General features: G+C 57.1%; 20 protein-coding genes. 10 read left to right on the top strand and 10 right to left on the bottom strand.

All coding sequences use genetic code 11. The features are described from left to right. Window positions 1-506 precede the first annotated feature (506 nt). From UP10_RS42255 to UP10_RS31295, 5 genes are all read left to right on the top strand, one after another. Window positions 507-944: a hypothetical protein gene (locus tag UP10_RS42255; protein WP_050043862.1), complete on the top strand. Its 438-nt coding sequence runs from the start codon at window positions 507-509 to the stop codon at window positions 942-944. Window positions 945-1368: 424 nt separating this feature from the next. After that, the gene (locus UP10_RS42250) at window positions 1369-5166 is read left to right on the top strand and encodes a PAS domain-containing protein (RefSeq protein ID WP_050043861.1); all 3798 of its coding nucleotides are present in this window, start codon (window positions 1369-1371) and stop codon (window positions 5164-5166) included. 134 nt (window positions 5167-5300) lie between these two features. After that, entirely contained in the window at window positions 5301-5939 is a 639-nt protein-coding gene (locus UP10_RS31305) for a response regulator transcription factor (RefSeq protein WP_044591061.1), read from the top strand. Window positions 5940-6105: 166 nt separating this feature from the next. After that, on the top strand, window positions 6106-6483 hold the full coding sequence (locus tag UP10_RS31300) for a response regulator transcription factor (RefSeq protein ID WP_044591060.1): 378 nt from the start codon (window positions 6106-6108) through the stop codon (window positions 6481-6483). Next, complete coding sequence (locus UP10_RS31295) at window positions 6480-8102, top strand: ATP-binding protein (protein ID WP_197086932.1); 1623 nt, start codon at window positions 6480-6482, stop codon at window positions 8100-8102. The genes UP10_RS31300 and UP10_RS31295 overlap by 4 nt, the downstream gene beginning before the upstream one ends. Before the next feature lie 109 nt (window positions 8103-8211). Here the strand turns inward: UP10_RS31295 and UP10_RS31290 are convergent, their stop codons facing one another. Next, window positions 8212-8592: a winged helix-turn-helix transcriptional regulator gene (locus UP10_RS31290; RefSeq protein ID WP_044591058.1), complete on the bottom strand. Its 381-nt coding sequence runs from the start codon at window positions 8590-8592 to the stop codon at window positions 8212-8214. A gap of 90 nt (window positions 8593-8682) precedes the next feature. Between UP10_RS31290 and UP10_RS31285 the strand changes: the two genes are divergently transcribed. Then, window positions 8683-9303, top strand: coding sequence for a VOC family protein (locus UP10_RS31285; RefSeq protein WP_063775402.1), 621 nt, complete (start codon window positions 8683-8685; stop codon window positions 9301-9303). A gap of 201 nt (window positions 9304-9504) precedes the next feature. On the opposite strand, the gene UP10_RS31280 is transcribed toward UP10_RS31285, so the two are convergent. From UP10_RS31280 to UP10_RS31250, 7 genes are read right to left on the bottom strand one after another with little or no spacing between them, the layout of a single operon-like run. Beyond that, on the bottom strand, window positions 9505-10023 hold the full coding sequence (locus tag UP10_RS31280; protein ID WP_044591057.1) for a hypothetical protein: 519 nt from the start codon (window positions 10021-10023) through the stop codon (window positions 9505-9507). A gap of 33 nt (window positions 10024-10056) precedes the next feature. Continuing rightward, complete coding sequence (locus UP10_RS31275) at window positions 10057-11157, bottom strand: tetratricopeptide repeat protein (RefSeq protein ID WP_044591056.1); 1101 nt, start codon at window positions 11155-11157, stop codon at window positions 10057-10059. Further along, window positions 11154-12278, bottom strand: coding sequence for a DUF4331 family protein (locus UP10_RS31270; protein ID WP_044591055.1), 1125 nt, complete (start codon window positions 12276-12278; stop codon window positions 11154-11156). The genes UP10_RS31275 and UP10_RS31270 overlap by 4 nt, the downstream gene beginning before the upstream one ends. A gap of 35 nt (window positions 12279-12313) precedes the next feature. Continuing rightward, on the bottom strand, window positions 12314-12772 hold the full coding sequence (locus UP10_RS31265) for an NIPSNAP family protein (RefSeq protein WP_245321976.1): 459 nt from the start codon (window positions 12770-12772) through the stop codon (window positions 12314-12316). A gap of 11 nt (window positions 12773-12783) precedes the next feature. Next, on the bottom strand, window positions 12784-15066 hold the full coding sequence (locus UP10_RS31260; protein ID WP_044591054.1) for a xanthine dehydrogenase family protein molybdopterin-binding subunit: 2283 nt from the start codon (window positions 15064-15066) through the stop codon (window positions 12784-12786). Then, window positions 15059-15532 carry a (2Fe-2S)-binding protein gene (locus UP10_RS31255; protein WP_044591053.1) on the bottom strand — a complete coding sequence of 158 codons (474 nt, stop codon included), beginning with the start codon at window positions 15530-15532 and terminating at the stop codon, window positions 15059-15061. The genes UP10_RS31260 and UP10_RS31255 overlap by 8 nt, the downstream gene beginning before the upstream one ends. A 25-nt stretch (window positions 15533-15557) precedes the next feature. Continuing rightward, entirely contained in the window at window positions 15558-16889 is a 1332-nt protein-coding gene (locus UP10_RS31250; RefSeq protein WP_245321974.1) for a cytochrome c, read from the bottom strand. A gap of 246 nt (window positions 16890-17135) precedes the next feature. Between UP10_RS31250 and UP10_RS31245 the strand changes: the two genes are divergently transcribed. From UP10_RS31245 to UP10_RS31230, 4 genes are all read left to right on the top strand, one after another. Then, on the top strand, window positions 17136-18491 hold the full coding sequence (locus UP10_RS31245; protein ID WP_044591051.1) for a Dyp-type peroxidase: 1356 nt from the start codon (window positions 17136-17138) through the stop codon (window positions 18489-18491). 41 nt (window positions 18492-18532) lie between these two features. Further along, entirely contained in the window at window positions 18533-19033 is a 501-nt protein-coding gene (locus UP10_RS31240; RefSeq protein ID WP_050043859.1) for a hypothetical protein, read from the top strand. 135 nt (window positions 19034-19168) lie between these two features. After that, window positions 19169-19549 carry a carboxymuconolactone decarboxylase family protein gene (locus tag UP10_RS31235; RefSeq protein ID WP_044591050.1) on the top strand — a complete coding sequence of 127 codons (381 nt, stop codon included), beginning with the start codon at window positions 19169-19171 and terminating at the stop codon, window positions 19547-19549. A gap of 366 nt (window positions 19550-19915) precedes the next feature. Next, window positions 19916-22708 (top strand): ATP-binding protein, encoded by a 2793-nt coding sequence (locus UP10_RS31230; RefSeq protein WP_197086931.1) that lies wholly within the window; start codon window positions 19916-19918, stop codon window positions 22706-22708. A 51-nt stretch (window positions 22709-22759) separates the two neighbouring features. Here the strand turns inward: UP10_RS31230 and UP10_RS31225 are convergent, their stop codons facing one another. Together UP10_RS31225 and UP10_RS31220 are read right to left on the bottom strand one after the other, a co-directional pair. After that, the gene (locus tag UP10_RS31225; protein WP_044591048.1) at window positions 22760-23779 is read right to left on the bottom strand and encodes an FUSC family protein; all 1020 of its coding nucleotides are present in this window, start codon (window positions 23777-23779) and stop codon (window positions 22760-22762) included. A 1623-nt stretch (window positions 23780-25402) separates the two neighbouring features. Continuing rightward, window positions 25403-26493, bottom strand: a 1091-nt coding sequence (locus UP10_RS31220) for an FAD-dependent oxidoreductase (RefSeq protein WP_044587845.1), incomplete at its 5' end; no start/stop codon positions are given.

The raw sequence follows: 26493 nt of genomic DNA, 5'->3' as shown, positions 1-26493 counted from the left end.
CGTTCAACAAATTGTTGCAAAGGATACTCCTGACCGCGGGACTCCAACGAAGCCGCTCGCGCACGAGAGCTCCTCTGTTCTGACGTTATGCCGGTTTGATCGCCTCGGCACGCAAGGCCGAACACGGGGTGTCGGGAGACATCGCCGCGACCGCAATTTGGTGGCCGGACCGAGATTTGCATCTCTTTGTTACGCTTCATTTTTGGGCAGGGATGACGCGATGTATGTTGGTCATGGCTAAACACGCGGACAATGAAGCCGCTATCAGCGCACCCGGCTTCCCTCCCAATCCGGGTCCGCATGCGGTCGGTCTGCATCTGCCGCAACGGACCGACCGCATTTTCTGAAAGGTCAAACTCTTCACCGGATTTGAGAAAATCGACTATCACCCGGGCCGATCGAACTAGCCGCTTCATTTATCGGAATAATCGACGCCTACGCGATCCGGCCGAGCATGGCGAACTTTTTTGGTTACTTCAAACGCCAGACTCCAAGGCAGATAAAGCATGAGCGAGAATTCAGATCCGTTTCGAGCCGAGGTTCTCCTAAGCCTTTCGATGATTGCAGGAGCCTTGGGCCATCTGAATGAACTCGTCGACGAAAAGACTGTTACAATAGAACAAGAATTGCGAGAGCGCGTTGCTGAAAGCGAGAAGCTCATCGATCAAATCCGAGCCGAAACGCGAACTGCCCAAGATGAGTTGAAGCGGCTAATGGAAGAAGAACGATTCGAGACCAGTGAGATAGTTGCCGAATGGAAGGCAACCCGCCGGACAAGCAAGCTGCATGCCCGAGCCGACCGGTGCGAACGGTTCGCGACCACCGCCATTGAAATCGCCGTTTTAGCGATGGAGGAAGCGAAACGGGCAGTGTTATGCGCGTTGCTCACCCGTAAAGAGACAATTTCAATCCAGATCAGAAGGAGCGGAGACAGTCCGTCCTGAGCGATCGATCCGCGGGAATCCGATGGCCGTTGCGGGATGATCTGGCGGCGCTGGCATCAGTATGAGTGCTAGGCTGCGGGTATCAGCTTTAGTCGATCCCAAATTCCCTGCATCGCAACCACACCGTGACTTCCGACTGCAGTGAATGATCGGACGCGCGGGGGTAGGCACCCACACGACGCTTGAGATCGGCGAACGTACGGTAGCGGCCTTCGGCACGAATTTGCTCAAGTCGGCCGCCGGCCCGACCGAGATTCGGGTCGGGTGGCGCGCCAACTGGATCAGGCTGCCATAATGCCGTAGTCTTCATCCGCTCGATCAAAACGCGCCTCATATGACGGCAGAATAAGTCTCGACCAAATTCGCGTTCCTCAAAGGGGCGGATGATCGATCGAGACCTCGGGATTGCTGATCGGCTCTATTCGTGGCCAACATCGACGTTGCTCCGGACATCGCCAAAAGGGATCTGGCATTGCAGGTGAAGCTAAACGAGACATCTTTTTTCCAACGCGCAGTCTTGCAGCTATGTCTGGGCAGCGGCGGTCTCATATTACTGACCTTCATTTGTTTCCGGGCCGGACTAAACGTTCCTACGGTCGGCTTCGCCTACTTGATCCTTGTCGCACTGCTGTGCGTGATGGGCAGTTTCGCTGTGTCGGTAGTTCTCTCCTTCGTTGCGGTCGCCTGTCTGAACTACTTCTTTGCTCCGCCGCTCTACACTCTCCGCGTGGACGCTCCAGAAGATGTCGTCGCGATAGTCGCTTTTTTGACGACCTCGATCATCGTTACCAGTCTCTCAGCGAGGGTGCGAAGGATAGCGGAACAGGCTCAGGCGTCTAACAAAGCGCTCGTTGACACAATTCCAGCGATGGTCTGGATCGCGGCTCCCGACGGCTCGCGCGACTTCAATAGTCAACGTTGGCTAGATTTCACAGGCTTATCCCCTGGAGAGGCAACCGGCAAAAGTTGGGTTGCGACTTTTTTCGCCGAAGACCGTCCAGCCGTGATGGAAAAGTGGCAGTTGGCGGTAACGACCGGGAAGCCGTTCGAAGTCGAGGCACGTGCCCGCGGAGCTAACGGACAATACCGTTGGTTCCTGGTCCGGGCTGAGCCGCTACGCGACGAGCGGGGTACCATTGTCAAGTGGTATGGAACAAGCACCGACATTGAAGACCGCAAACGTGCGATCGAAGCGTTGCGCGAAAGCGAGGAGCAATGGAGGGAGGTCTTTGAGCACAATCCGGTTATGTACTTTATGATTGACCCGGCCGGCACGGTCCTTTCAGTGAACACTTTCGGGGCAGCACAACTCGGCTATGCGGTCAACGAACTAATCGGACAATCTGTTCTCAATGTTTTTTTTGAAGAAGATCGTGCAGCCGTCCAGAGGAACGTGGCAGTCTGCTTGGAAACGCTTGGCGTTTCGCATGGCTGGGAAATCCGAAAGGCCCGGAAAGACGGTAGGGTGCTTTGGGTTCGCGAAAATGCCAAAGCGGTACGCCGGTCCGACAACCAATTAATCGTCCTGATCGCATGCGAGGATATCACCGATTCCAAGAAAACCGAGGATGCTCTCCGCCTGAGCGAGGCCTACATGGCGCACGCGCAGGAATTAACCCGCGTCGGGAGCTGGGCGTATAAACCTCCTGACATATGTGAGCATTGGTCAGCGGAGATGTTTCGCATCCTGGGCTTTGATCCCGAAAAGGGATACCCAAATAATGAAGAGGCTGCATCACGTGTTCATCCCGAAGACCGCCAGCGAGCAGATGAAGCGCTCGCCGGGCTCTTCGAACATGGTCAAGTATTTAATACAAAGTATCGGTATATTCTACCTGACGGTCAGCTTCGCGTAATACGGGATTTCGGCACGCCCATTTTCGAAAATGGGGTCATCTCACGCTTTGTTGGCGCCTGTTTGGACATCACCGAACAGGATAGACTAACCGAAGAGTTGAGACTGAAGGAAAGCGAGCTTCAGACCCTTATCAACTCGATACCCGCCTACATCGGCTCCGCCGAGCCTGACGGGAAAGTTGATTTCATCAGTGATCCCTGGCTGAAGTACCTTGGCGTTACGAAGGAGGACTGGGTCGGCCCCGGCTGGAAGTCCATTTTACACCCCGACGACTTTGAACGAAATGTCAACGGCTGGTTGGCCGCCCTAGCTGCTGGCCAGCCTTTCGTGAGCGACGCGCGTTATCGTCGGGCGGACGGAGAATTCGTTTGGTTCAACAGCCACACGGAGCCGCGACGCGACGAAACTGGACGAATCGTCAAATGGTATGGAACGCACTTCAATATTGATGACCGCAAGCGGGCTGAGGAGGCTTTACGGCTGAGCGAGGCCTATATGGCGCATGCGCAACAACTCGCCGGATTCGGAAGCTGGGCCTACAAGAGCAGCCACGTCGGCGGTTACTGGGATGTTTGCGAACATTGGTCCCCTGAGATGTGGCGCATAGCCGGCTTCGATCCCTCCGAGGGATATCCTCCGAGCGAATTGATTTTTTCGCGCATACACCCCGAAGACCTTCAACCCATGATCGATGCGAATGCTCAGGTGATCAATGACGATCGGCCACTGAATATCAAGTACCGGTATTTTCACGCAGATGGTCAACTTCGAATTTTACATAGTTTTGGAACTCTCCTTCGCGAAGACGGAGTAGCGACACGGTTTGTTGGCGCCACCATAGACATTACAGATCAGGAGCAGCGGCTTGAGGCATTGAGACAAAGCGAGCTATACCTTGCTGAAGGCCAGCGACTTGCTCACCAGGGAAGCTGGTCGTTCAACCCCGCCGGATATTATGACTTTTGGTCCGAAGAGCTGTTCCGGGTCTATGGTTTCGACCCGGCGCGGGGCGCCCCCACGCTTGAGCAGTATTTGAGTGCTGTTCACCCCGAAGACCGCGAATTCATGTCGCGAACTATACAAGAAATGCTCGCTCAGGGTTTGGGCTGCGATTTAACGAAGCGCATTGTACGACCGGATGGCGAAGTCCGGTACATTCGTTGTGTCGGTGTTCCCGTCCTAAATAAGGGAATTTTGAAGAGCATTTTTGGCACCGCGATAGATGTGACCGAGCAAGAACACCTGACTCAGGAGCTCCAACGCCGCGAGGCGTACCTTGCAGAGGCGCAAAAGCTCAGTCGCACGGGGAGTTTCGGATGGAACGTTGCCAGCGGGGAGATCTTTTGGTCGGAGGAAACATTCCGGATTTTTGAGTACGATAAATCTGTGACTCCCTCATTGGAACTAGTCTTGCAACGAACTCATCCAGAAGATCGTGCTGTCGTTCGGAAGTTTCATGAACGCGTGAGGGATGAAGGCAAGGACTGGGATTTTGAACATAGATTGCTGACGCCGGATGGCTCGACTAAGTATGTCCATGCGGTGGCTCGTGCTGCAAAAAATGCTTTGGGTGCATTGGAATTTGTTGGTGCGGTGATGGACATTACTGCAGCTAGGCGAGCGGATGAAGAACTTCATCAGACCCGAACGCAGCTTACTCATTTTGCACGTCTGACGACTTTGGGAGAACTGACCGCTTCGATCGCACACGAAGTCAATCAGCCACTGTCTGGGGTAATAAACAGCGCAAACGCCGGCGTACGGTGGCTCGATAGCCAGCCTCCCGATATCCATAGGGCTAGACAATCCATCGATCGTATCATCAGAGACGCGGGACGAGCCAGCGAGGTTGTGGGCCGAGTGCGCGATCTTGCTAAGAAGACTCCTCCTCGCAAGGGTTGGCTAAACATAAACAAAACGGTCGAAGAGATCATTTCGTTGACGCGTCAGGAAGTTAGAAAGAATCACGTGTGGCTCAAAACTCAGCTCTCGGATGACGTCCCCCTAATTTTTGCGGACCGAATTCAGTTGCAGCAGGTTATCCTCAATTTGATGATAAACGCAGTAGAGGCGTTGACCGCAGTTCCTGACGCCGAGCGAGTATTGCAAATAACCACGACAGCCGGTCCCTCTGGCGACGTGAGCTTAACCGTGGGTGATTCCGGCCCCGGGCTGGACCAGGAGAAACTCGAAGAGATCTTCGGCGCTTTCTACACGACGAAGCCCGACGGCATGGGCATGGGGCTCGCAGTCAGCCGCTCGATCATTGAGGCCCACGGCGGCAGGCTATGGGCAAACACAAACGAGCCCCGCGGGGCGATCTTTCAATTCACCTTGCCGAAAGATCAGGGGGAGAACTTGTGACCAAAATGTAATACTGTCTCCCAAAGCAGATGGTCGGCGAGAAGACCCCTTTGGACGGCGGCGGCGGGACCGGCATCAAGCGGGACTTTCGATCCTCGATTTGAGGGGTCATATATGACGGTTGGTTTTGGGTCATGAGCGAGGACCAAGCTATCGTAGTCGTGATCGACGACGACGTCTCCATTCGCGAATCGGTGGAGGACCTCCTTCGCTCGGTCGGTTTGGAGGTGAAATCTTTCGCGACGAGCCGCGAATTCCTGCAACAGAAGCTTCCCGATGCGCCAGGCTGTATCGTGCTGGACGTCAGATTGCCGGGAGGAAGTGGACTGGAATTTCAGAAGACCTTGTTGAATTCCAAAATTCAGCTTCCGATTATATTTATCAGCGGTCATAGCGACGTTCCGACATCGGTACGGGCGATGAAATCCGGCGCCATCGAATTCCTGACCAAACCACTACGCGAACAGGAGCTGCTAGATGCGGTTCATGTCGGGATCGAGCGCGATCGCGTCCGGCGCCAGAAAGCCAAGATTGTGGCCGAGCTTCGGGGGCGCCTCGACTGTCTGACGCCGCGTGAACAAGAGGTGTTGTTGCTTGTAATCACCGGGCATCCCAATAAGGCGATCGCAACGCGGCTTGGATTGAGCGAAATGACTGTAAAAGTCCATCGCAGCCAGATCATGCGAAAGATGCGGGCAAAATCGCAGATTGAATTGGTGCGTATGGCAGACAAGCTGGGGATTTCCCCGTCTATTCCTGAAGAGCTAAACTAAAGTAGCGCGCGACTACTCCAACGGTCTAGTCGGCTCCTCCAGGAAGGCCGCTTGGGTAGCCTCTTTCGTCCGAACTAATCCGTCTTATGCGGAGTGGCTTCGACCTTGAGCTTGATGCAAGCTCCGAACTTGCTAGTTATGGGGGTTCTGAGTGCTCAAGAAACCCATGATCTCGATCGTCGATGACGACCCATCGGCTCGCGAAAGCCTTGTGGATCTCGTTAAAAGCATGGGCTTCTCCGCAGAGGCATTCCAGAGTGCGGAAGAATTTCTACAATCTGGTCTACTACGCGACACGTCCTGTTTGATCGCGGACGTGCAGATGCCAGGCATTACCGGGCTCGAACTGCATACCAGCATAGTCAGGTCGGACAGCGCAATTCCGACGATCCTGATCACCGCCTTTCCCAATGAGAAAGATCGCGCGGCGGCGCGCCGGTCCGGCGTGACCTCCTATTTGGTCAAGCCGTTCGACGACAAAGATTTGCTCGCAAGCATCCGATCGGCTCTCGCTTCGCCGGATGATGGAGGCAGACAATCATGACCCTATCCGCACCAACAAACGATCGGCATCATGATGATCTGCCCTCTCCCTCACCAGATAGTCCAGATCAGCGACAAATACATTCGGAAGTTACCTACAGCGAAATTGCAGCCATTGATCTACACATGTCGTCTACATCCTCCAAGCCGGTTGACGGATCAGCGACGCGTGTAATTTCGTTCGGACCGTTCTCCCTGCTACCTGACCAGCGCCAGTTACTGGAGGTCGACAAGCTTCTCAACATCGGCAGCCGGGCATTCGACATCCTCCTCGCATTGGTCGAGCGCCCGGGAGAGTTGATCAGCAAAGAGGAGCTTATGGCACGGGTATGGCCGAACGTGTACGTCGAACCCGCCAATCTGACAGTCCATGTCGCAGCACTGAGACGGGTGTTGGGAGATGGCCGCGAAGGACATCGGTACCTGGTCAACATTCCTGGACGCGGCTATCGGTTCGTCGCCCCGGTTTCACTCGAGGACCGACAATCACCTCGACAGCCGCAACAACTGGTTCAAAGGCATTCACATAATCTACCGAACCAGATTACGAGGTTGGTCGGGCGTGCCGACACCGCTCGGGCACTGGCGACATTCCTATCCAGTGATCGCTTGCTGACGATCGTGGGCCCTGGTGGGATCGGAAAGACCTCGATAGCCCTCGCCGTAGCCGATGAGGTGGCCGGCAGTTACGAGCATGGAGTTTGGCTAGTCGACCTGGCCCGTATCAGCGATCCTGAGATGCTTCCAGGTGTTCTCGGGTCCGTGCTGGGGCTTGATACTCCCTCCGGCACCACTTTGCCTGTATTGGCCCAGTCGTTGCGCGGGAGACAGATGCTGCTCGTGTTAGACAATTGCGAACATGCCGCGGAGGCAGCCGCTTCACTGGCGGTGCACATGCTACAAGCATCGTCGGCCGCACGAATCCTTGCGACAAGTCGGGAGCCACTTCGCGCCGAAGGCGAGCGGAGATATCGTTTGCCGTCGTTGGAGGTCCCGCCCGTGTCCGCGCAGCTCACGGCTGCCGAAGCGATGCGTTTCTCAGCGGTTGAACTGTTTGTGGAACGTACGGCTGCAAGACTTGATGGCTTCGAATTAAGCGACCATGACGCACCGGTCGTGGTAGATTTGTGTCGTAAGCTGGACGGCAATCCCCTAGCTATCGAGCTTGCCGTGGGCCGCATTGATACGTTCGGTGTGCACGGCCTGTCGGCGCGTCTGAATGGTGGCCTACGCCTGCTGAGCGGTGGCTACCGAACGGCCCTTCCGCGACATCAGACTTTGCGGGCGATGCTCGACTGGAGCTTCGATTGGCTTCCTGAGTCTGAGCGCTTGGTGCTAAGTCGACTTGCAATTTTTACAGGTGAATTTGTCCTCGACGCGGCGATTGCAGTCGTCTCTAGCGATGACATCGTCGCTGCGGAGGTTGCAGACGCAGTGGTGAGCCTCGTTGCAAAGTCGCTCGTTAACGCGGATATCAGCGGCAAGGAGCCTCAATATCGTCTTCTTGAGATAACCCGCGACTACGCACTTGAAAAACTCCAGGAGAGCTATGAGTTCGGCCTTATCGCTCGCCGTTACGCTGGTTACCTTAGCGGATTGCGCGAAGCGTCCAACCGCTAAAGCGCGTCGAGAGCAAAATACAAGTTCATATCGACGTGGTCCGGGAGCAGGGCGCGCAGCGCGCCTCTAGGAGCAACCAGTCCGCTAAGGTCCGGGCGCCCTGTAGCGCCTACAAGATGCGCCCTCGCGCTTTTCGACGCTCTTTTGCATCACCGTATCGTCTCCACCAGGCGAAAATCGCATCTATGACCGGACGTAACTCCGTTGCCTTGTCGGTGATCGCGTAGTCCACCCGAGGCGGAATCTCTGCGAAAATGGTCCGGATGACCAGCCCATCATCCTCCAACTCGCGCAGTTGCGACGTAAGCATGTGTTGGGTAATGCCCGGTATTGCGCGCTTGAGTTCCCCGAAACGATGGACGCGTTGATTGAGAAGCCAGAGTATCTCCAACTTCCACTTGCCCGAAATCGTTGCGAGCGCCCTTCGCAATTCGCCGCGCGCCTCGACAGGATCGGAGATAGACCTCGGGTCAACGGTCATATCTTTCATACTAACATGCCATAAACCATCCTACTTGTTAAAACTCATCTTAGATGACAGGTCTCATTGAATCCAATCATAAACTCTTGGAGATGAGACATGAATACCGAAACCATCGTGCATCCCAGATTGCATCACCTCGGTCTGACGACAAGCAATCTAGACGCTCTCGTCGCATGGTACCGAAAAGTACTTGGGATGGGGATCGTGCATCGGACCAACGCAGCAGCGGGTGGCAAAGACGTACCAGCCATCAATGCTGCATGGGTGACCAATGATGAGGCCAATCATCGCCTCGCCTTCGTACAACTGCCTGGACTCAACGTCGATCCCGATCGAACGCAGCACCACCGGATACAACATGTTGCTTTCGAATATCGAACGCTCGATGATCTGCTAGGCACCTATACCCGGCTCAAAGGACTTGGAATCGAGCCCGTGTTGTGCACCGACGGTGGTTCGCAGACGGCATTTTACTATGAGGATCCCGATCGTAACAGCGTTGAACTCAACGTCGACAATTATGGTGATTGCTGGACCTCGAGCGAACACATGCGGACGTCGGCGGAGTTCGCAAAAAATCCAATGGGAACCTTTGTCGATCCGGACAAGATGATTGTCGCCCGTAACGCGGGAGCTTTGCCTTACGAACTGCATAGGCGCGCTTGGACTGGCGAGTTCGCACCTTCAACGCCTTATGATCCGCGCGTTCTCCTTTAGGTCGGGCAGACGACAATTCGCGGGTGCCAGCCGGGCAACAAGGAGGGCTTTGTGATGAGTCCTCAGAGGGGAAGCCTCTCCAGAAAGCCGAATTTTGAATGTTGGTCAGGTGTGAGTCTGGATTTCCCTTGCTATCGGTGCCGGAGCGCGGAGCCGATACATGAATGTCAGCAAGGCCGAGAGCCTGCGTCATTGTTGAACTCAAGTGGCGGCGTCTAACCTCTCGCTAACCGCTGCGCTCAGCCGCTTCATCTTCTGGACGTCTCGACAGGAGATTTCGGGGTATGCGGCATAGAAGAACTCGGCTGTAACCTGCGCATTATGGATAAGGTCCATAAGTGTGGGCACGTCTTTGAAACTCGTATACCCCTCCCAAACGCCACCAACAATCTGATCCATCCATGGGGATACGTAGTTCATGAGGTCTTCGACGTAAGGCTTGAAGTCGTCGTCATAGACAATAGTGAACAGAATCCGAGTGTGGTTATCGAACAGGAACAACCGAAAACTTTGAACTGTGCCGATCCGATTCTCCCAGTAGGCTGCCTCGGCCTGAAACTGCGGCAGGCGCTCGCGGAAGATGCGGGCACCATCTGGCGTCACTTTGCCGATGCCGGTGAGTTCCCCTCTCCTCCCGATCCGCAGACCAGGACCGTCGGGCTGAGGGGTCACCTTCTGAGCCATTGCCGTGCGCTCAGTGTCGATCACTTTCGTGGCCATACGATATCTCCTTTGCTTTGATTGGCCGCCATTTCACGACGTAGCTTGCGACTTGTCGCCCGGTGGGAGAAGGATCGAGGAAAACGTCATGCCGGCAGCCTCGTTCGCCCTAAGGGCGCGGGAAAGCAGTTCGTGGGCACGCGGCGTCTTGCGAACGTCAAAGTTAAGTCTGGCCAACCGCAACGCCTCGTCCGAATCGCCGCCTACCGTTAGCCAGAAATCGGCCGCATGATCAGCGAATGCCTCGGGGTGACGAACAACCAACTCGTCGTAACGCGCCGCTGCGTGATCGCACCAATGCCGAGATTCATCGACGCGCCCAGCATCTCTGAGAATGCGCGCGAGTTGCGCGGCGTAATCAGGGTCATCCGAAGACATTGCCAAGGGAAACAAGCGAGCAACCGCGGTAGCGACCTCACCAAGTTCTGCCTCGACCTCGGCAAGATGACCTTGCGCTTGTGCGTAAGTCGGCACGCGGCTGCGTGCGGCGTCGAACCACATCCGTGCGTCATCCAGACGGTCGTTGTTCATCCACATTAGGCCGAACTGGAAATCAAGAATCGCGAGCGGAAACGGCGACACACCGCGGTAGCGACCCCGGCTTTCCATGTAGAATCCTTCTGCGACTGCAATCTCTCCGCGCTCCGCGCAAAGCCCGGCCAAAGCGCCAAAAGTTTCAAAACTCGGCCGACGGATTGCGGCTTCCCGGCGGACAGCGAAAGCCTTGTCGTATTGACCGAGCGCCTGGAAGATTGCAGCACGCTCGATATTTATCCTCTCGTCGTTCGGCATGAGGCGCTCGGCCACGGCTAGGTCGTTCAAAGCCTCTAGAAAGCGGTGAAAGGTGCTCCGGGTTCGCGCTCGCGCGACGAGGGCCGCTCCATTGGCTGGCTCGCTCTGCACCAGCCGCTCGGCATCCCTTTCTGCCAGCTCGTAGTCGGCAACGCGGCCAAGGATCAGCCCGCGCAGCGTGATCGACTCGATGAGCGCGATCTGAACATCAACGGTTGGATTGCTGAGCGCGACCTCCGATCTCAGGGCGTCAATCTGGGCCTCGAGATTGCGCAGTGCAATCAACCCGTTTGTGGTCGCCACGTCGGCGATACCGGCCTCATCGTGCTCCGTTGCGATCATGACGCGACAATCCTCGGCGGATTTGGCGGTGCCATGTAGGGAAAGACCTTGGATGACCAGGTGATCGGCCCGGCAATGCCATCGTCGATGCGCGGACCGTTTCCGCCGTTGATGTACAGCGTGAAAATGGAGTCCATGATGTCCTCATTGAGCCACCGCCCGCCCGCCGTCGCGTGAATGCGGCCCTTCAGCATGGATCGTTCAATCTCGAAGTAGCTGAGCTCACTGAGCGGTTTGGAGGCATCTACGACAAGGAAGTCCGCCAGCAGAAGTTTAGTCAGCGGATGGTTGCCTTGCTCATCAGCAGCCCAATCGATCTTGCTGTCTAGACCGTCGTAAAAGGTGAGATTAGCATTCATCCGCGCCCGATAGGTATCGAAATAATCAGTCGCAAGTCTGAATGCGTCTTCGCTGTTGTAGAGGTCGCGAATTTCTAGATCTCGATTGACCGGATCGAACATCTTCCAGCTCAAGGAAACGTTCTTGATCTCCGGCCGACCGACCCGCTCTATCCGCACCGGCCGCTTGCCGTGTGCCAGGGTTTCACAGACGACAGCGAACATCGGTTCACCCTTTAGCAAGGTCTTCCACTCGACTTTGAGAACGATTGCGAGGATGTTGGTGCCGTAAAGCGTGTCGGAGCCGACCTTTTTGAACGCGAGTTGTCCTGTAGCCACAGTTTTTTCGATCATCCTTACATCGAGAAAGAACGGCTCCGACCGCTGTCCCGCAAAGACCTGCACACCGTTACCTTTGCCGCCTTTCTCATCGTTCACGCAGAACTGAATGGCTTCGCCGCTTGGTGTCATGCAGCGACCGTATTGTATCGGCTGGGCACCGTCCTTCAGACTAGACGGCACCTCGAACACGCAGTCGAAGATCGCTTCATCGGTCCCGATGGCAAACGAAGACATTGGCCCGGTTTCGGCGATTGCGGCGGGGCGCACGCGAAAGCGATATATGACGGCGTCAGAAAAGAGGGCCGACGGACCGGCTTTTCCGAACACGTCCATGGCCAGGACGAGATGCTGCGGACTGTGGGGACACGGGAACGCAAAAACGTCTGTTATGTCAGCGGCCGGATCGGTCAAAGATCGAGGTCCGGAAAAATGGTCCGACATGTCTGAATATCCCTCCCCGGAATCGTTTCAGCCCGTTACCGCTTGATCGGGGCGAAACTCGCCGGCACCATCAAGCTGTTACGTTGCTCCACCAGATATCCCGCTTCATCGGCGAGCTTCAGATAGTTTTCCCATTCAGGATCTGACATCATGGCCGCACGCTTCTGCGCCCGATCGCCAGCATTGTCGAACGCCCATAAATGCACGAGCGTGTTCAGATCACCGCTTTCGGCCTGCAGATAGGCAATAGGCGGCCCGAGATGGCGCATCTGTGAGGCGAAGCCGTGCTTGGCGTATAGGTCTAACTCCTGCGGCAACTTGCCGGGTCTGACGCGATAGGTGCGAAGATCGATGAGCACATGGTTCTCCTTGATCTCGAACACGTTCCCGCCTTCACTAAATCGGGTTGCGCTCGCGATCGAGTAAAGGCTGCCAAAACAATCCAAATTCTCCTTAAGAAACGAGAGCTTTTCGGGACCTCGTGCTGCGCGCATCGTTCCTTGCCTCACTGCCTGAGTGCCTTGAGAACGGCGGACGGCCGGATGGGCAGATGGCGAAGCCGAACACCGACAGCGGCGAAGATCGCATTACCGATGGCAGGGGCAATAACCGTCGTCGCCGGCTCACCGAGGCCAACTGGAGCCTCCGCACTGTCGATAAACTCGACATCGAGTTCAGGCACGTCGCCAATGCGCAAGGGCGTATAGCTGTCGAGGTTCGTGTCCTTCACCTGACCGGCGATGAACTCGGTTCCTTCGTAAAGCGCCATACTGAGGCCCCAAAGGATGCTGCCCTCAACCTGTGCCAGCGCGCCGTCCGGATGCACCAAAGTGCCGGCGTCCACGACCACCGTCAGTCTCTCAACCGTCACGGCTCCACTGTAGCGGTTAACCTGAACGCGCGCGACACACGCGGTCCAGGTCGGCATGCCGCGCTCCTGGCCGAATGTTGTCGCGATGCCAAGCCCGGTATCCTTCGGCACGGCCACACCCCAGCCTGCCTTCTCTGCGGTACGCCGCACCACTGCCGCTTGTCGCTTTGCCCCGCCAACGGCATTCGGGGCCGAGCCGGCGTTGCGTCCCGCCCCGTCCAGTAGATCGACGCGGAATGCTGCCGGATCCGCACCTACCGCCAGGGCCGCCTCGTCCATGAATGTCTCGACCGCCCAGTTGGTCCAGCCAGGCCCAACCGAGCGTAACCAACCGGGACGGAAGGAGCGGTTGGCTAGGCCGTTCGACAGCGCCCGCACGCGCTGCGCGCCGACATTGTACCAATGGTCCGCGCCTGCGATCGCGAATGGATCATAGGGAACGTCGTGTAATGCTTTCGGCATGACTGTGGGCGCCATGACAGCTGTGGGCCAGCCAGCAGATGCATGATGCTCCATCGCCGCAATTTTGCCCCCCGCATCGAATGCCATACGTAATGTCTGAATGGACGGAGAGCGAAACGAATCAAAGCGCATGTCGTCCGGACGCGTCAGCACCAGTTTCACGGGTTTGCCCAGGGCCTGGGCTGCGAGCGCGGCGGGCACGGCGTAATCTCCGTTCAGTCTCCGGCCGAAGCCGCCGCCGATGGAATAGGTACGCATCACGATCCGCTCTTGCGGCAGACGGAGGGCCTGGGCGAGCACGGGCAGGATCAAACTTTGCCATTGATTGCCGGTATGGATCTCGAACAGGCCGTCCTTCTCGAAAGCGAGCGCGTTAACCGGCTCGAGTTGAACGTGCAGCACGCTGTTCGTCGTATAGGTTCGTTCGAGCGTCGACTTCGCACCCCGAACGGCCGCGTCGAGCCCCGGGTCATCGAGCAGCAGCGCTCCGCCGTTCGGGTCTGCGATCTGCTTTGAACCATGGTCGAGAATATCCTGCTCGGAGACGTTCGCGGCGTCACCCACCATCCACTCGACCTTGACAAGGTCCGCTGCTCGGATGGCGGCCGGATATGAGCTCGCGAGCACCATCACCCAGCCCGGAACCGTATTGGACGGGTCCTCCAGGACAAGACTTTTGATATAGCCCTTGACGCTCCGCGCGGCGGAATCGTCGATCCAGCGCACGCTCGATCCATAGCGGGTCGGTGGAATCTTGGGCCGTGCGTAGATCATGCCATCGACAGTCGCGTCGATCCCGTAGCGAGTCGTGCCGTTCGTTTTCGAAGGAATATCGATCGCATCGAACTTATGCCCGATAAGGCGGCGCTCCGAGGCAGGCTTTATCGGCATTTTCGCCAATTCATCCGGACTGAATGCGCGGCTGAGATTGCCACGCCTGACGATTTCGGCATAGGAGACCGAGCTATTGCCGCCAACAACGAGGCTGTTGCGCGCCACGCATTGCTGTCCAGCAATACCCAGCAGCTTTGCCCCCGCCTCGACGAGAGCTATCCGACCGGCCGCGCCGACGCGGCTGAACACCGGAAAGTCCGAGAACACTGAATTGCTGCCACCGGTCATCATCACCCCCCATTTCGGATCGGTGTCAACGGCAGTGATCCGAACCTTGTCCCAATCGGCCTCAAGCTCATCGGCGAGGATGCGAGCGAGCGCGGTGCCAATATGCTGCCCCATCTCGGCGCGGACGACGTTGACGGTCACGATCCCGTCTCGGTCGATGCTGTACCAGATGCTCGGTTCAAACGCGCTAGGCGGTGACGCTGGCATCGAGTCCGCCCGCGCTTCCAGCGGAGCGAAGCTGAAGGCTACGCTGGCGCCGGCCACCCCGATCAGGAAGGAGCGACGCGATAGCGAGAGGGCATCATCCGCGGCCCGGTGTTGGAGCTTAGCCATTGGTGAACTCCTTCCGCAGTTCGGCAGCAGCCTGTTTGATAGCCTTGCGAATGCGGACATACGTCATGCAACGGCAAAGATTGCCGGTCATTACAGCGTCGATGTCCTGATCGGTTGGTGTCGGAAAGTCCTTCAATAGAGATGCCGCCTGCATGATCTGCCCAGCCTGGCAGTAGCCGCATTGCGGCACTTGAAGGTCGATCCAGGCCTTTTGCAACGGATGCTGCCCTGTTGGACTGAGTCCCTCGATCGTCGTGATTTCGGCGCCAGCCGCTGCGCGGAGTGGCGTGATGCAGGAACGGGTCGGACGTCCGCCCACATGCACGGTACAGGCACCGCACATGCCTATTCCGCATCCGAATTTCGTGCCGGTGAGACCAATCAAATCACGGATGACCCACAACAGCGGGGTGTCTTCCTCTGCGTCGGTCGCAATCGGACGGCCATTGATGTGAAACGAGGTCATGGTCAGTTACTCCAGACGGCGGCCTTCACTGAGAGGCTCTGATCTGCCTGCGCATCGCGGTGACCTTGGCTTCGAGATCGGGCCACGGTGGCAGGTTCGTGCGAGTGCGGCGCAGATAAGAGGCGATACGAGCGATGTCGGTATCGCTAAGCGCTCGCTCGAAGCTCGGCATCACGACGCCTGGTATGCCTTCCTCAGCGCTGACGCCCCGTAGCACGACCTGGATCAGGTTTGTCGGATCGGGGAGGTTTAACGCGCTGTTGAGCGCTAGTTCAGGACGGACCGCGAGCGGCGCGTGACCCGCGTTGTAGTGGCAGGACGCGCAAGCGGCCGTATAGAGGCGCGCGTCGGCGTCGAACTCCTGCCGAGTACCAATGCGCGCGTAGGACATTGCGCGCGCCACTGCCGAATTGGCAGATAAGAGCCGATCAACCGCATGGTCGATGTCGGCAAAATACACCGCGAGAGCCTGGACGTCCGTTTCTGGAAGCGCGGAAAGACCTTGAACAACGGGTGACATCGGTCCCGCCGCGCTCCCGTGCAAGACGCTCACGCCGTTACGCAAATAACTGTGCAGTTCTTCCTGGGTCCACGGCCCGGGAGCGGGGTTTGCCTCGGTCAAGGGCGGGGCGGTCCAGTTATCGACGACTGCGCCGGCATAGGCGTCGCCAGCTTTTTCCGCGCCAAGCAAGTTGCGAGGTGTGTGACAGGCGCCACAATGGCTCAGCCCGAGCGCGAGGTAAGCGCCCCGATTCCATTCTTCGCTTTTGCCGGCAACGGGCTCGAAGCGGCCTGAGCGGAAAAACAATAGCTTCCAGCCCGCCTGGAAGGCCCGGATGCCAAACGGAAAAGGAATTGTGTTCGCAAGCGCGGGCGCCCGAACCGAGGGCCTGGTCATGAAGTAGGCGTACAATGCTCTTACATCGTCATCCGAAAGCTTCGTGAAATGGTCGTAGGGGAATCCGGGGAACAGATGCGACCCGTCGCGGGCAACACCTTCGTGCATCGCACGAGCAAAGGCTGCCTCTGACCATAAGCCTATGCCAGTCTCCGGATCGGGCGTGATATTGGTGGAGTAGAGCACGCCAAAGGGCGTTTGCATGGGGTAGCCACCGGCAAACACTTTTCCGCCTTTCGCGGTATGGCACTCCGCGCAATAGCCCCCGCCCGCGAGCGCCTCACCCATCGCTATCAATTCCGGCGCGAAGGTTTGGGGCGCCGACACCAGGATGGGAGCCATCGCTGGCCGCCATGCGAGCGCGAAGAAGCCCACGACGCCGGCAGCCCCGAGCGCGACAAAGCAAATAACTAGCTTCTTGAACGAAGACATTCTCGAAACGGCCAGTTGCGGACGCACGGGTTTGTCCGCGGTCCGATTCAGCCGGCTTATTACAATGCACCAAATGGTTCAGCGAATGAAGCCTGCCAAAAATACGCAAATCTCTCTGAAGCAGAAAGGGTCGTTCTCGCCGACGACCGTTAGATTTGCCGCTATTTGTAAAGCTTAATTCGCTCAGACAGGACAGCGATGTCATTTTGCTGAGAGTCTTTATCTCGGTCGCGAAAGCGGCGTCGAGATGTCTAAGAGCGCTGACATCCTAACATGCCGACAGACAAGATCGCCGTACTCGAAGTGAGCGATATACAGGCGACGGTTCTGCGCCCGCGCCCGTCTCCTTATAGGGGACAATACGTTGTTTTGCGCATCAACGACGCCGCGCAAGGACGTGAAATGTTGCGCCGTATCATCCCATACGTGGCGCCAGCCGACGATTGGTGGCTGCCGACGCTACCCGGGTGGATGGGTATCGCCTTCACATATCATGGCTTAGAGGCGCTGGGGCTGCCCGCAACATCGCTAAAGACATTCCCGCAAGAGTTCCGGGAAGGCATGGCTTCCCGTGCGTCCATTCTGCGTGACGTCGGCGATAGCGCTCCCACTAACTGGGAGTACCCGTTCGGCACTCCCGACATGCACGTCGCAATAGCGATCTATTCAAAGGACGAGGAGAGTCTTGAGGCGACCTTAGCGTTTGCGCGACAGTCTCATCACGATCTTCCCAATATCACTGTCGTGTATCGACTGAGATTCAGCGAGCTCCCGAACGGATGCAATCCGTTCGGCTTCAGGGACGGGCTTCATAATCCGAACGTCGAAGGGAGTGGCGCCGTTGTGCATCCCGGCTCGGGACGACCGGTCAAGGCTGGTGAGTTCATCATGGGTTATCCGGATGAACTGGGGGCCACGGCCATTAGTCCGGAGCCCGAAGTCTTGCGACGCAACGGCACTTTTGTCGCCTTTCGAAAATTTCACATGAGGGTCGCTGCGTTTCGAAGGTACCTGCGCGAACAGGCCTCGTCTCCAGAGGAAGAGGAATTGATCGCCGCCAAGATGGTCGGTAGATGGCGTAGCGGTGCGCCTTTGGTCCTTGTTCCCGAAAACGATGATCTCGAACTGGGCGAAAGCCAGGACCGTAATAATGGATTCAACTACGAAGACGACATGCACGGGCTAAAATGCCCGTTCAGTGCACACATTCGGCGAGTGAACCCTCGCGACGCGCTAAAACATGAATTGGTTGCGACGAATCTTCATCAATTTCTGCGCCGCGGCACGAACTACGGCCCACCCCTTCCAGAGGGTGTTTTGGAAGACGATGGCACCCCGCGAGGAGGCGTGTTCCTGCTAATCGGCGTGCATCAGCGGCAGCAATTCGAGTTTGTGCAGTCTCAGTGGATCACTGACGGCAATTTCATCAGTCACGGAAGAGAAGAGGATCCGATCCTCGGCAACAGCGGCGGAGAAGGGGTCTTCACCATTCCGAAACGCCCGGTTCGTCGCCGCCTTCACGGTCTTCCGCAATTCGTCGCCGTTCAAGGAGGCGAGTACTGCTTCATGCCTGGTCTGCGAGCGCTCAAATGGCTGGCCGGTCTGGAAGCCGGAGCGACGGCAGAATGAACGCCGTCTCAAACTGAGTCTTAACAGAAAGGAGAACGACAATGACCGTCGCGCAACACGCCCAGGTGGCCAAATCCGCCTCTGCCGGCATCGTCCGCCCGGGCGCAAAAGCAGGGCAGACAAGCGAGTTCACACTCATCAGCAAGCTCAAGCCTGGCGCCGCTGAACGAGTCCGCGCACTGCTCGCCGATGGATTTACCGGGGAGCGTCAAAAGAATACCGACCGCATAGCGACCGTTCACGACCTACGGTTCGTCATATTCGACAACGATACCCGCATCATCTTCGCGTCAACCTTCGACGGCGGTTGGGAACAATACATCGATGATTTCGGCGGCATCATCCCCGACGAGATCGACCTGCTGTTTCATGAGTTCGAGGGGTACCCCGGCATAAATGATCCGGGCATCAAGGACTGGATCGTCGCGCAGCAGGTGACCGCGGTCGGATTCTACAGCGCTTATCCCTCAGTGTCGGTCCGGGATATTTGGAAGGCACTGAAGATCAAGGGCGCCGTCGACACGCTGCTCGATGTTGCTTAGAGCTGACCCTCGTCCGTCGAGACCTGCCCTACGGACACGTCGGACAACGATATTGAGGGTCGGCGCTCTTATTCGGATGCAGCCGGCCCTTTTTTGCATACCGAACATGACATTAGCTCCGGAGCAGTGACGCACATGGATAGAAACCTTTTCGATCGCGGTCTCGCAAAACGACGCCAAGTTTTGGGAGACGCTTACGTCGACCGAGCCCTCGAGAACCTCGACGACTTCAATCGGGATTTCCAACGGCTGGCCACGGAGTATTGCTGGGGGGAGGTGTGGGGCGACGAGACTCTTTCACCTCGCGAGCGCAGCATCCTCACCCTAGGCATGGTCGCTGCCATCGGCAAGATGGGAGAGTTCAGCAACCACGTTCGTGGGGCGATCACGAACGGACTTTCACCAAACGACCTTCGTGCGGTGCTCACCCAGGTCACGATCTATTGCGGCATAGCTGTTGGTGCGGACTGCTTCGTCCTCACCAAGTCCATTCTAGATGAACACGTGAAAAAATAACGCTGCGCTTCAAAGCGACCCTCTCTTCTGGGTCGATGTCTGAAAGCCGGCCTTTGGACAGACTAGGAACTTTTTGGATTAATTTATTAGTCGATTTCGCGCGCTGCGTTGAAGATGCACCGACGACCTATAATGGCGCTCTCTGACTAGAAGGTACTCGGGCTGATGGCTGGTCAATCTCAGCGGTCATCCCCGGGCACCTTCTTTTGGGCGTTCGGAGCCGAGGAGAACCCATGGCTGGTGTAGCGAAGCAACTCCGCCCTCGTCTCACGCTTGTCCGACTCGAACTCGGCTGAGAGCATCACGGGAATGCTTTCTATACTAGAAGAGGATCCTGTATTTTCGTTCGGACCCTTTCGATTATACGTGAAGCAGAGGCTGCTTCTGCAAGGTGAAAGATCCGTCCGGCTCGGCAGTCGGGCCTTCGATGTTCTCATCGCTCTAGTCGAGGGCGCGGGCACCCTAATCACCAAGGACGAGCTTATGGCTCGGATTTGGCCAAATGCCATCGTAGAACCCGCCAATCTCACCGTTCATGTCGCAGCGTTACGCCGTGCACTCGGTGACGGTCGGGGGGGTAATCATTTTCTGGTCAACGTCCACGGTCGTGGCTATCGTTTTGTGGCTCCCGTATGTATCGCTCAGGCACTAACTGCAGCCGCGCTTCCGCTGAATAACCAGCATAATTTGCCAGTCTGTTTAACACCTCTTATTGGCCGCTCCGAGGTAATCAATTCACTCGCCGCCCAATTCCAATTCCACCGCTTAATCACCGTCGTCGGACAAGCTGGCATCGGTAAAACGTCCGTTGCGCTCGCTGCTGCTGAAGTTTTGATATCCAATTACCCAGATGGCGTTTGGTTGATTGACCTGTCCCCTGTTTCAACTCCTAGCCTTGTACTTACAGCACTGGCGTCCGCCCTGCGGTTGGCAATTCGTAGCGACAATCCGCTCCCCAGCTTGATCGCCGCGTTGAGAAACAGGCAAATGCTGCTTGTACTCGACAACTGCGAGCATGTCATCGGCGCTGCGGCCGATCTTGTGTCAAGTCTCCTGAGAGAAACTCGCGGAATAAGCATACTTGCGACTAGCCGCGAACCATTGCGGGTGGAAGGAGAACGTCTACGCCGGCTTTCGGCGTTGGAGACCCCGCCTTTATCGACGCAAATTAATGCAACCGAAGCTCTCCAGTTTGCGGCGGTCCAGCTCTTCGTTGAACGCGCGGCCGCTACAATGAACAAATTCGATTTGACCGACGCGGACGCTGCGAGTGCTTGCCGCATCTGCCATGAACTGGACGGAATACCTTTAGCGATCGAGTTGGCAGCGGCCAGGATTGACATGTTCGGCATCGCAGGTCTCGGAGCGCGTCTAGATGACCGCCTGCGACTTTTGACCGGGGGCCGCCGCACAAGCTTTCCCCGCCATCAGACAATGAACGAAGCTCTAGATTGGAGCTACCAGCTACTCGGTAAGGAGGAGCAGACAGTTTTTCGGCGCATCGCTATCTTTGCTGCTGGCTTTACCCTTGAGGCAGCGGGTGCTGTTGCTGGGGGATCGGATAAAGCGGAATTCGACGCTGCGGACCAAGTAGCAAACCTGGCCATGAAGTCGTTGATCGCGGTTGACATGAGCTACGGCAAAGTCCGCTTTCGACTACCTGAAACCACGCGAGCCTTTGCTCTTTCGTTGCTCGCGGAAAACGGCGAGCGAGACATGATATGCCGCCGTCATGCGGACTATTACCGAAATTTGCTCATGACGGCTTGGACCAATCCGGGAGGAGAAAACTCCGCAGCCGCTTGGACGCCCGAGATCGACAATATTCGAGCCGGGCTTAATTGGTCGTTTGCGCCGGCGGGCGACTTGTCCATCGCCGTGAACCTGGCTGCAGCATCTGCTCCTCTTTGGCTGGAGATGTCGCTGTTGACAGAATGTCACGGATGGATGGGAAAGGCTCTTGATCTTTGCCAATCGACGGATCAGAACGCTCGCCGGGAAATGGTATTGCAGACCGCTTTCGGCTTGGCGCTGATGTTCACTCGGGGAATGAGCAGTCGTGCCCATGCGGCACTAACGAGAGCAACCGAGCTTGCCGAAAGCCTACGAGACCTTGATTACCAACTACGCGCACTTGTCGGTCTGAATATTTTCAGCCTTCGCCTCGAAGACTTCCAGGGCGCGCTCATGATTTCCCGGCGATCCGAAGCAATCGCTGAAGGTGCTACCGACCCAGTCGCTATTTCAGCCGCGGCTTGTCAGCTTAGCTGCTCACTGTTCTTCCTAGGGCAAATCAACGAAGCGCTGACCTACGCCAAGCAAGCGCATCAACACAACACTAAAGAAATTCGACGAGCTCATATCGTGCGTTCTGGGATAGATCATTCGATTCAAGCCCACTGCGTTGTGGCGCAAGTCCAATGGTTGTGCGGTCTAGTCGATCAATCGACCCGGACTACTCAGAAAATCCTGATCGACGCAAGCGCCGGCTGGCATCCCGTTTCGCTTTGCTTCGCACTAACTTGGTGCGGGTGCACCATTTCGCTCAGGCTCGGCGATTTGGACGCGGCCGAGCGATCGATTGCACAGCTCAAAGACCATGCCGATAATCACGCCCTACACAACTATTATGCTTGCGGTCTGGGATTCGAAGGGCTGCTATCCGTGGGAAGAGGCGATCTCGCTGCGGGAGAGCGATTGCTTTGTACCTGCCTGGATGGATTACGTAGTGCCCAGTACGAAGTTCTTCACACGGCATTTCTCAGCAACCTAGCCGAGATCCTCGCGATGCGCGGTCATTTCGATGCCGGTCTAGCTGCGATCGACGAGGCGTTAAATCGCACGGAGCGAAACAGTGGCTTCTGGTGGATGCCAGAGGCGCTACGCCTCAAGGGCGAAATTCTTCTATTATCGGATCAAGCGAACGTTCGCTCCGCCGAAGACTATTTCCGCCGATCGTTAGATTTGGCGCATCACCAAGGGGCTTTGTCGTGGGAGCTGCGCGGTGCTTTGAGCTTAGGTCGGTTGCACCATAGTCGGGGTCGAAATGGTGACGCATGCGATTTGCTGGACTCCGTCTATTCCAGATTTACCGAGGGTTTTGATACTGCCGACCTTCGAAGCGCAAAGCTGCTTCTCGCAGATTGGGCGATCAGATGACTGTACCTTGGGAGGCGACATCCCAAGAGGCCGGTTCACTGCCGGGCATTCTTACGCACTATGCTCCTCCACGGTCGGCGCCGTCGTCAATTGGCGTTTGAGAATCCGATGGAGACCGATTCCGGCCATCGCGAAGCAGCATCCTACCATAGTGGCCAGCAGCCGATCTTGCAGTAGATGGTTTGCCGCTCGGGGTGAGGCGGCAAGAATTTCACCAAGCAGCAGCACAAATACTGTGATTGCCGCCGTACCCAGGGCTACGTGGAAGCGAAATGCCGGCCAGCGCAGAGCGGCCGCAACGATCATCCCGGCGAATAGCGGTCCTTGGCCGGCTGCTGCAGTGACCAATAACGCCACAATGGCCACACCTAGCAGCGTGCCAAGGACACGGTCGGCAATCAGGTCAGCACTCGGCTCCATCTCACTTCGCAGCACGACGAGAATAGTCAGCGTTGCCCAGTAGGGATGTCCGAGACCGAGCCACACTCCGGCCAAGTTGGCAGCGACGATGATGAGGCCGACACATAACGAAAAGATCCAGCGTGTCCGCCAGTCCGTGAGCGCGGCTTTCGTGGCTTTACCGACTGGCTGCACGCCGAGCGGACGAAATTCCCCCCGAGCTAGATCCCAAAGCAACGACGTGCCCCAGGCATCGACCACCGCTGCGCCGGCAGCGGCGCAATCGGCGAGATCGAGCGGCATCACCGCATTACCCATCACCAAGCCGTAGCCCATAAAGCGCGACAGTAACAGGAGATGGACGTGCCCGCCTTCGACTAGACCATAGAAAATTCCCAGCGCAAAAATGATAATCAAAAACATGATTGGTAGCGAGCCGGTGGCTGTTCCCACGGCAGCGCCCACAACCAGTCCCGCAGGCCCGATCGTCATGTAGCCCAGGCGCCGCAGTGGGGTCCCGCCCTCGTCGCCCACGAACGCCAAGATCGCGCCTAGAGTCGCATAAATCAGCCACGGTTGCACCCCTTCCACGATCGCCGCAATAACGGGCAGCCCAACGGTCGTGAGGAAGCGCAGAACCTGGTGGAGTAGGTCCGTGTCCCGCATGATCATCTTCTACTTCACGCGATTCGCGCGGGTTTAGTCGGTGAACGCGATGAATTTTGCCCGCGACAGATGTCTTGAAGGAGGCTGAAGGATTTGTCGCAGGGTGAGCTGCGGGAGCGTTAATATCTGACGCCGCATGATACCGCGAATGAATTCTTCTAAATTTCAGCAAATGAGGACCGGTTAAAACCAATCCATCGGCTCCCATCTCGGGCGCGCCATCCGTCAATCCACGCGATCGGAAATGAGAGAATAAATGTGATCTCGGCCAAAAAGCGCTCCCCAGCATTTCAGGAAGATACCGCTTCCGTCGAACGACACTGTTCCTTTCCAATTTGCAGGGATCAGTGAGAATTTACTGCATTTTGGAAGAGTTGACTCCTTAGATGCCTAGTGAAGACTAATACTTAGATTGGAGGAGCGCCCGCCCATTGGTTTCACTGCATGCCCACCTCCGAAAATAAAGCATTAGGCCGGCCAAGGGGATCAATATCCGATTTCCCGTAATCTTGAGATCGACATGTCCACGCCATGCCTGCGATTGATTCACTGCTCCGGCGGTCAACCGGCTCTATCAAACAGAAGGCGACGCCGGGCTTTCCGACCGTCCGTTATCCAAGGAGGTGCAGGCGCCACACATCTACAGGCGATGTCAGGCGACAGTCTATTTCGACTGTTTGATGCACCTGTTCAGATTTCCTATCAAAGTTATCTGACCCTGTTGCTGGCAAATTTGACGGTCTTTTTATGGTCTCTTCCTCGCCATATCGAACCGACTGGGACCGACTTGCTCATGGTTGATCTGACAGAATTAGTTGGGCGAAATCCAGATTCATCCGATGAAGAGTCGTATACAGTACCGGTGAATCCCGATAGTTAAGCGAGCGTACGCTACCTTCGCTGCCTGGCACCTCTCGCGTTGTTCTCTAACGACGACACGATCGACGGCAAGAATAAGCCGTTTGGTTCGCGCCCGACGAAAGCCTTTGCCGCTGAAACCTGCATGCTGGGCCGCTCCGGTGTTGGCGCGTCCGGCTTCCGCCCATTATAGAACTTCAGAGCGTTACAGGCGCGTTTCGGAACGTCGGGTTTCGGCGAACGACTGCTTTGCCAGAAGCGGCCGGTCGCAAATCGAATAATAACGATGTCTGCTTTTCACTTGATTGTGTTGAAAAAGTCCTTTTTCGCGATGACTGAAAATTCTCAGGACCGCTGGTGCATCTCGCTCGCCGCGATGTGAGGGACCATATCAAATACAGCAAAACCAACTGCCGAAGCTCGTATCGATTCTACAGACCTTGCGGCGGCTGGAATCGCAAACAATGCATCATTTGCAAGATTTTCGAGGCCCGGCGATTTTCGAGTTTTGCAACACAATCCACTTAGAAGCGGACATCGCCCGCCAGATTAGCCATGTCCGAAAAGTGCCCATTAGGCGACATCGTTCCGTCACTTCGTCGGCGCACGCGATCCCCGCGGGCGCACCTAATTCGGCACCAATGTGAGCGCCTTTCTCAGCACCCAACGCTTCATCAGCACGGTGCCACCACCAACGTCACCACCGCCAAACGGCGACTCTGTCCGCAAGCTTGCCTATCGAACCATCTGGATGCCGATATCCATCATCCCTCAACGAGGCGGCACGTTCGCCATTAGCTGCCCCAGTCCTTCAGCCACCGTCAAATGCGCGATGACGGCGTCGCGCAGGGTCGTGTAGGGTAGTCGCGCGAGCATCGCCGTTTGCATCACGGCCATGACCTCGCCGGCCTCAGACCCGATCATCGTGAAGCCAAGAACGAGATCGTCGCTTGCGCCGACGAGAACCTTCATGAAGCCGGAGGTTTCTCCTGTTGTGTGGGTTCGCAGCACGGCCTCCATCGGCAGCGAGGCGACGCGCACCGCAACGCCCATGTGTTGCGCGTCGCGTTCGCTCAGTCCGACATGGGCGAGCGGCGGATCGGTGAACACGCAGTACGGCACCAGCCGGTCACCCGTGCTGCGCGTACCGCCGGTCAGGTTGTCCGCGATGATGCGGAAATCGTCGACCGAGACGTGCGTGAACTGCGGGCTGCCGGCACAGTCACCGACAGCCCAGACATTTGGCACGGTTGTTTCAAGCCGGTCGTTGACGCGGATGTAGCCGCGCGCGTCCAGTTCGACGCCGGCTTCCTCAAGTCCGATTCCGGCCGTATTGGGCACGCGCCCTGCCGCGACGAGGATATGGCTTCCTTGGAGCTTCTCATCGCCGGTCGGCGTGCGGACGGCGAGGGTCACTTCGCCGCCGGAGCGGCCGCTCACGCTCAGTGTGGTGGCAGACAGCAGAAGCCGAACGCCTTCCTCGCGCAGGATCCGCTGCATAGTGTCCGCGACGCCTGAATCCTCGCGGCTCATGAGCTGAGAGCCGGCCTCGATGACCGTGACCTGGCTGCCGAAGCGGCGGTAGGCCTGCGCCAGTTCCAGACCGACATAGCCGCCACCGAGCACAATCAGATGCGAGGGCACCGCATCCAGCTCAAGTGCCTCGATATGCGTGAGCGGGTGGGCTTCCGCGAGGCCGGGAATGCTCGGTATCGCCGCATGCGAACCGACATCGATGATGACCTTGTCGCCGGTCAGCCGCCGCATACCGCCGTCGTTCAGCCGGACCTCTAGCGTCTTCGGCGCCACGAAGGTTCCGCTGCCCATGACCAGTTCGGCGCCGCTCGACTTGAAGGGCGTAA

It is taken from the genome of Bradyrhizobium sp. LTSPM299 (assembly GCF_000938235.1).
In the GTDB taxonomy this organism is placed as follows: Bacteria; Pseudomonadota; Alphaproteobacteria; order Rhizobiales; family Xanthobacteraceae; genus Bradyrhizobium.
Note: the sequence above shows the minus strand (reverse complement) of the source record. Positions and strands in the feature narration are given on the sequence as shown.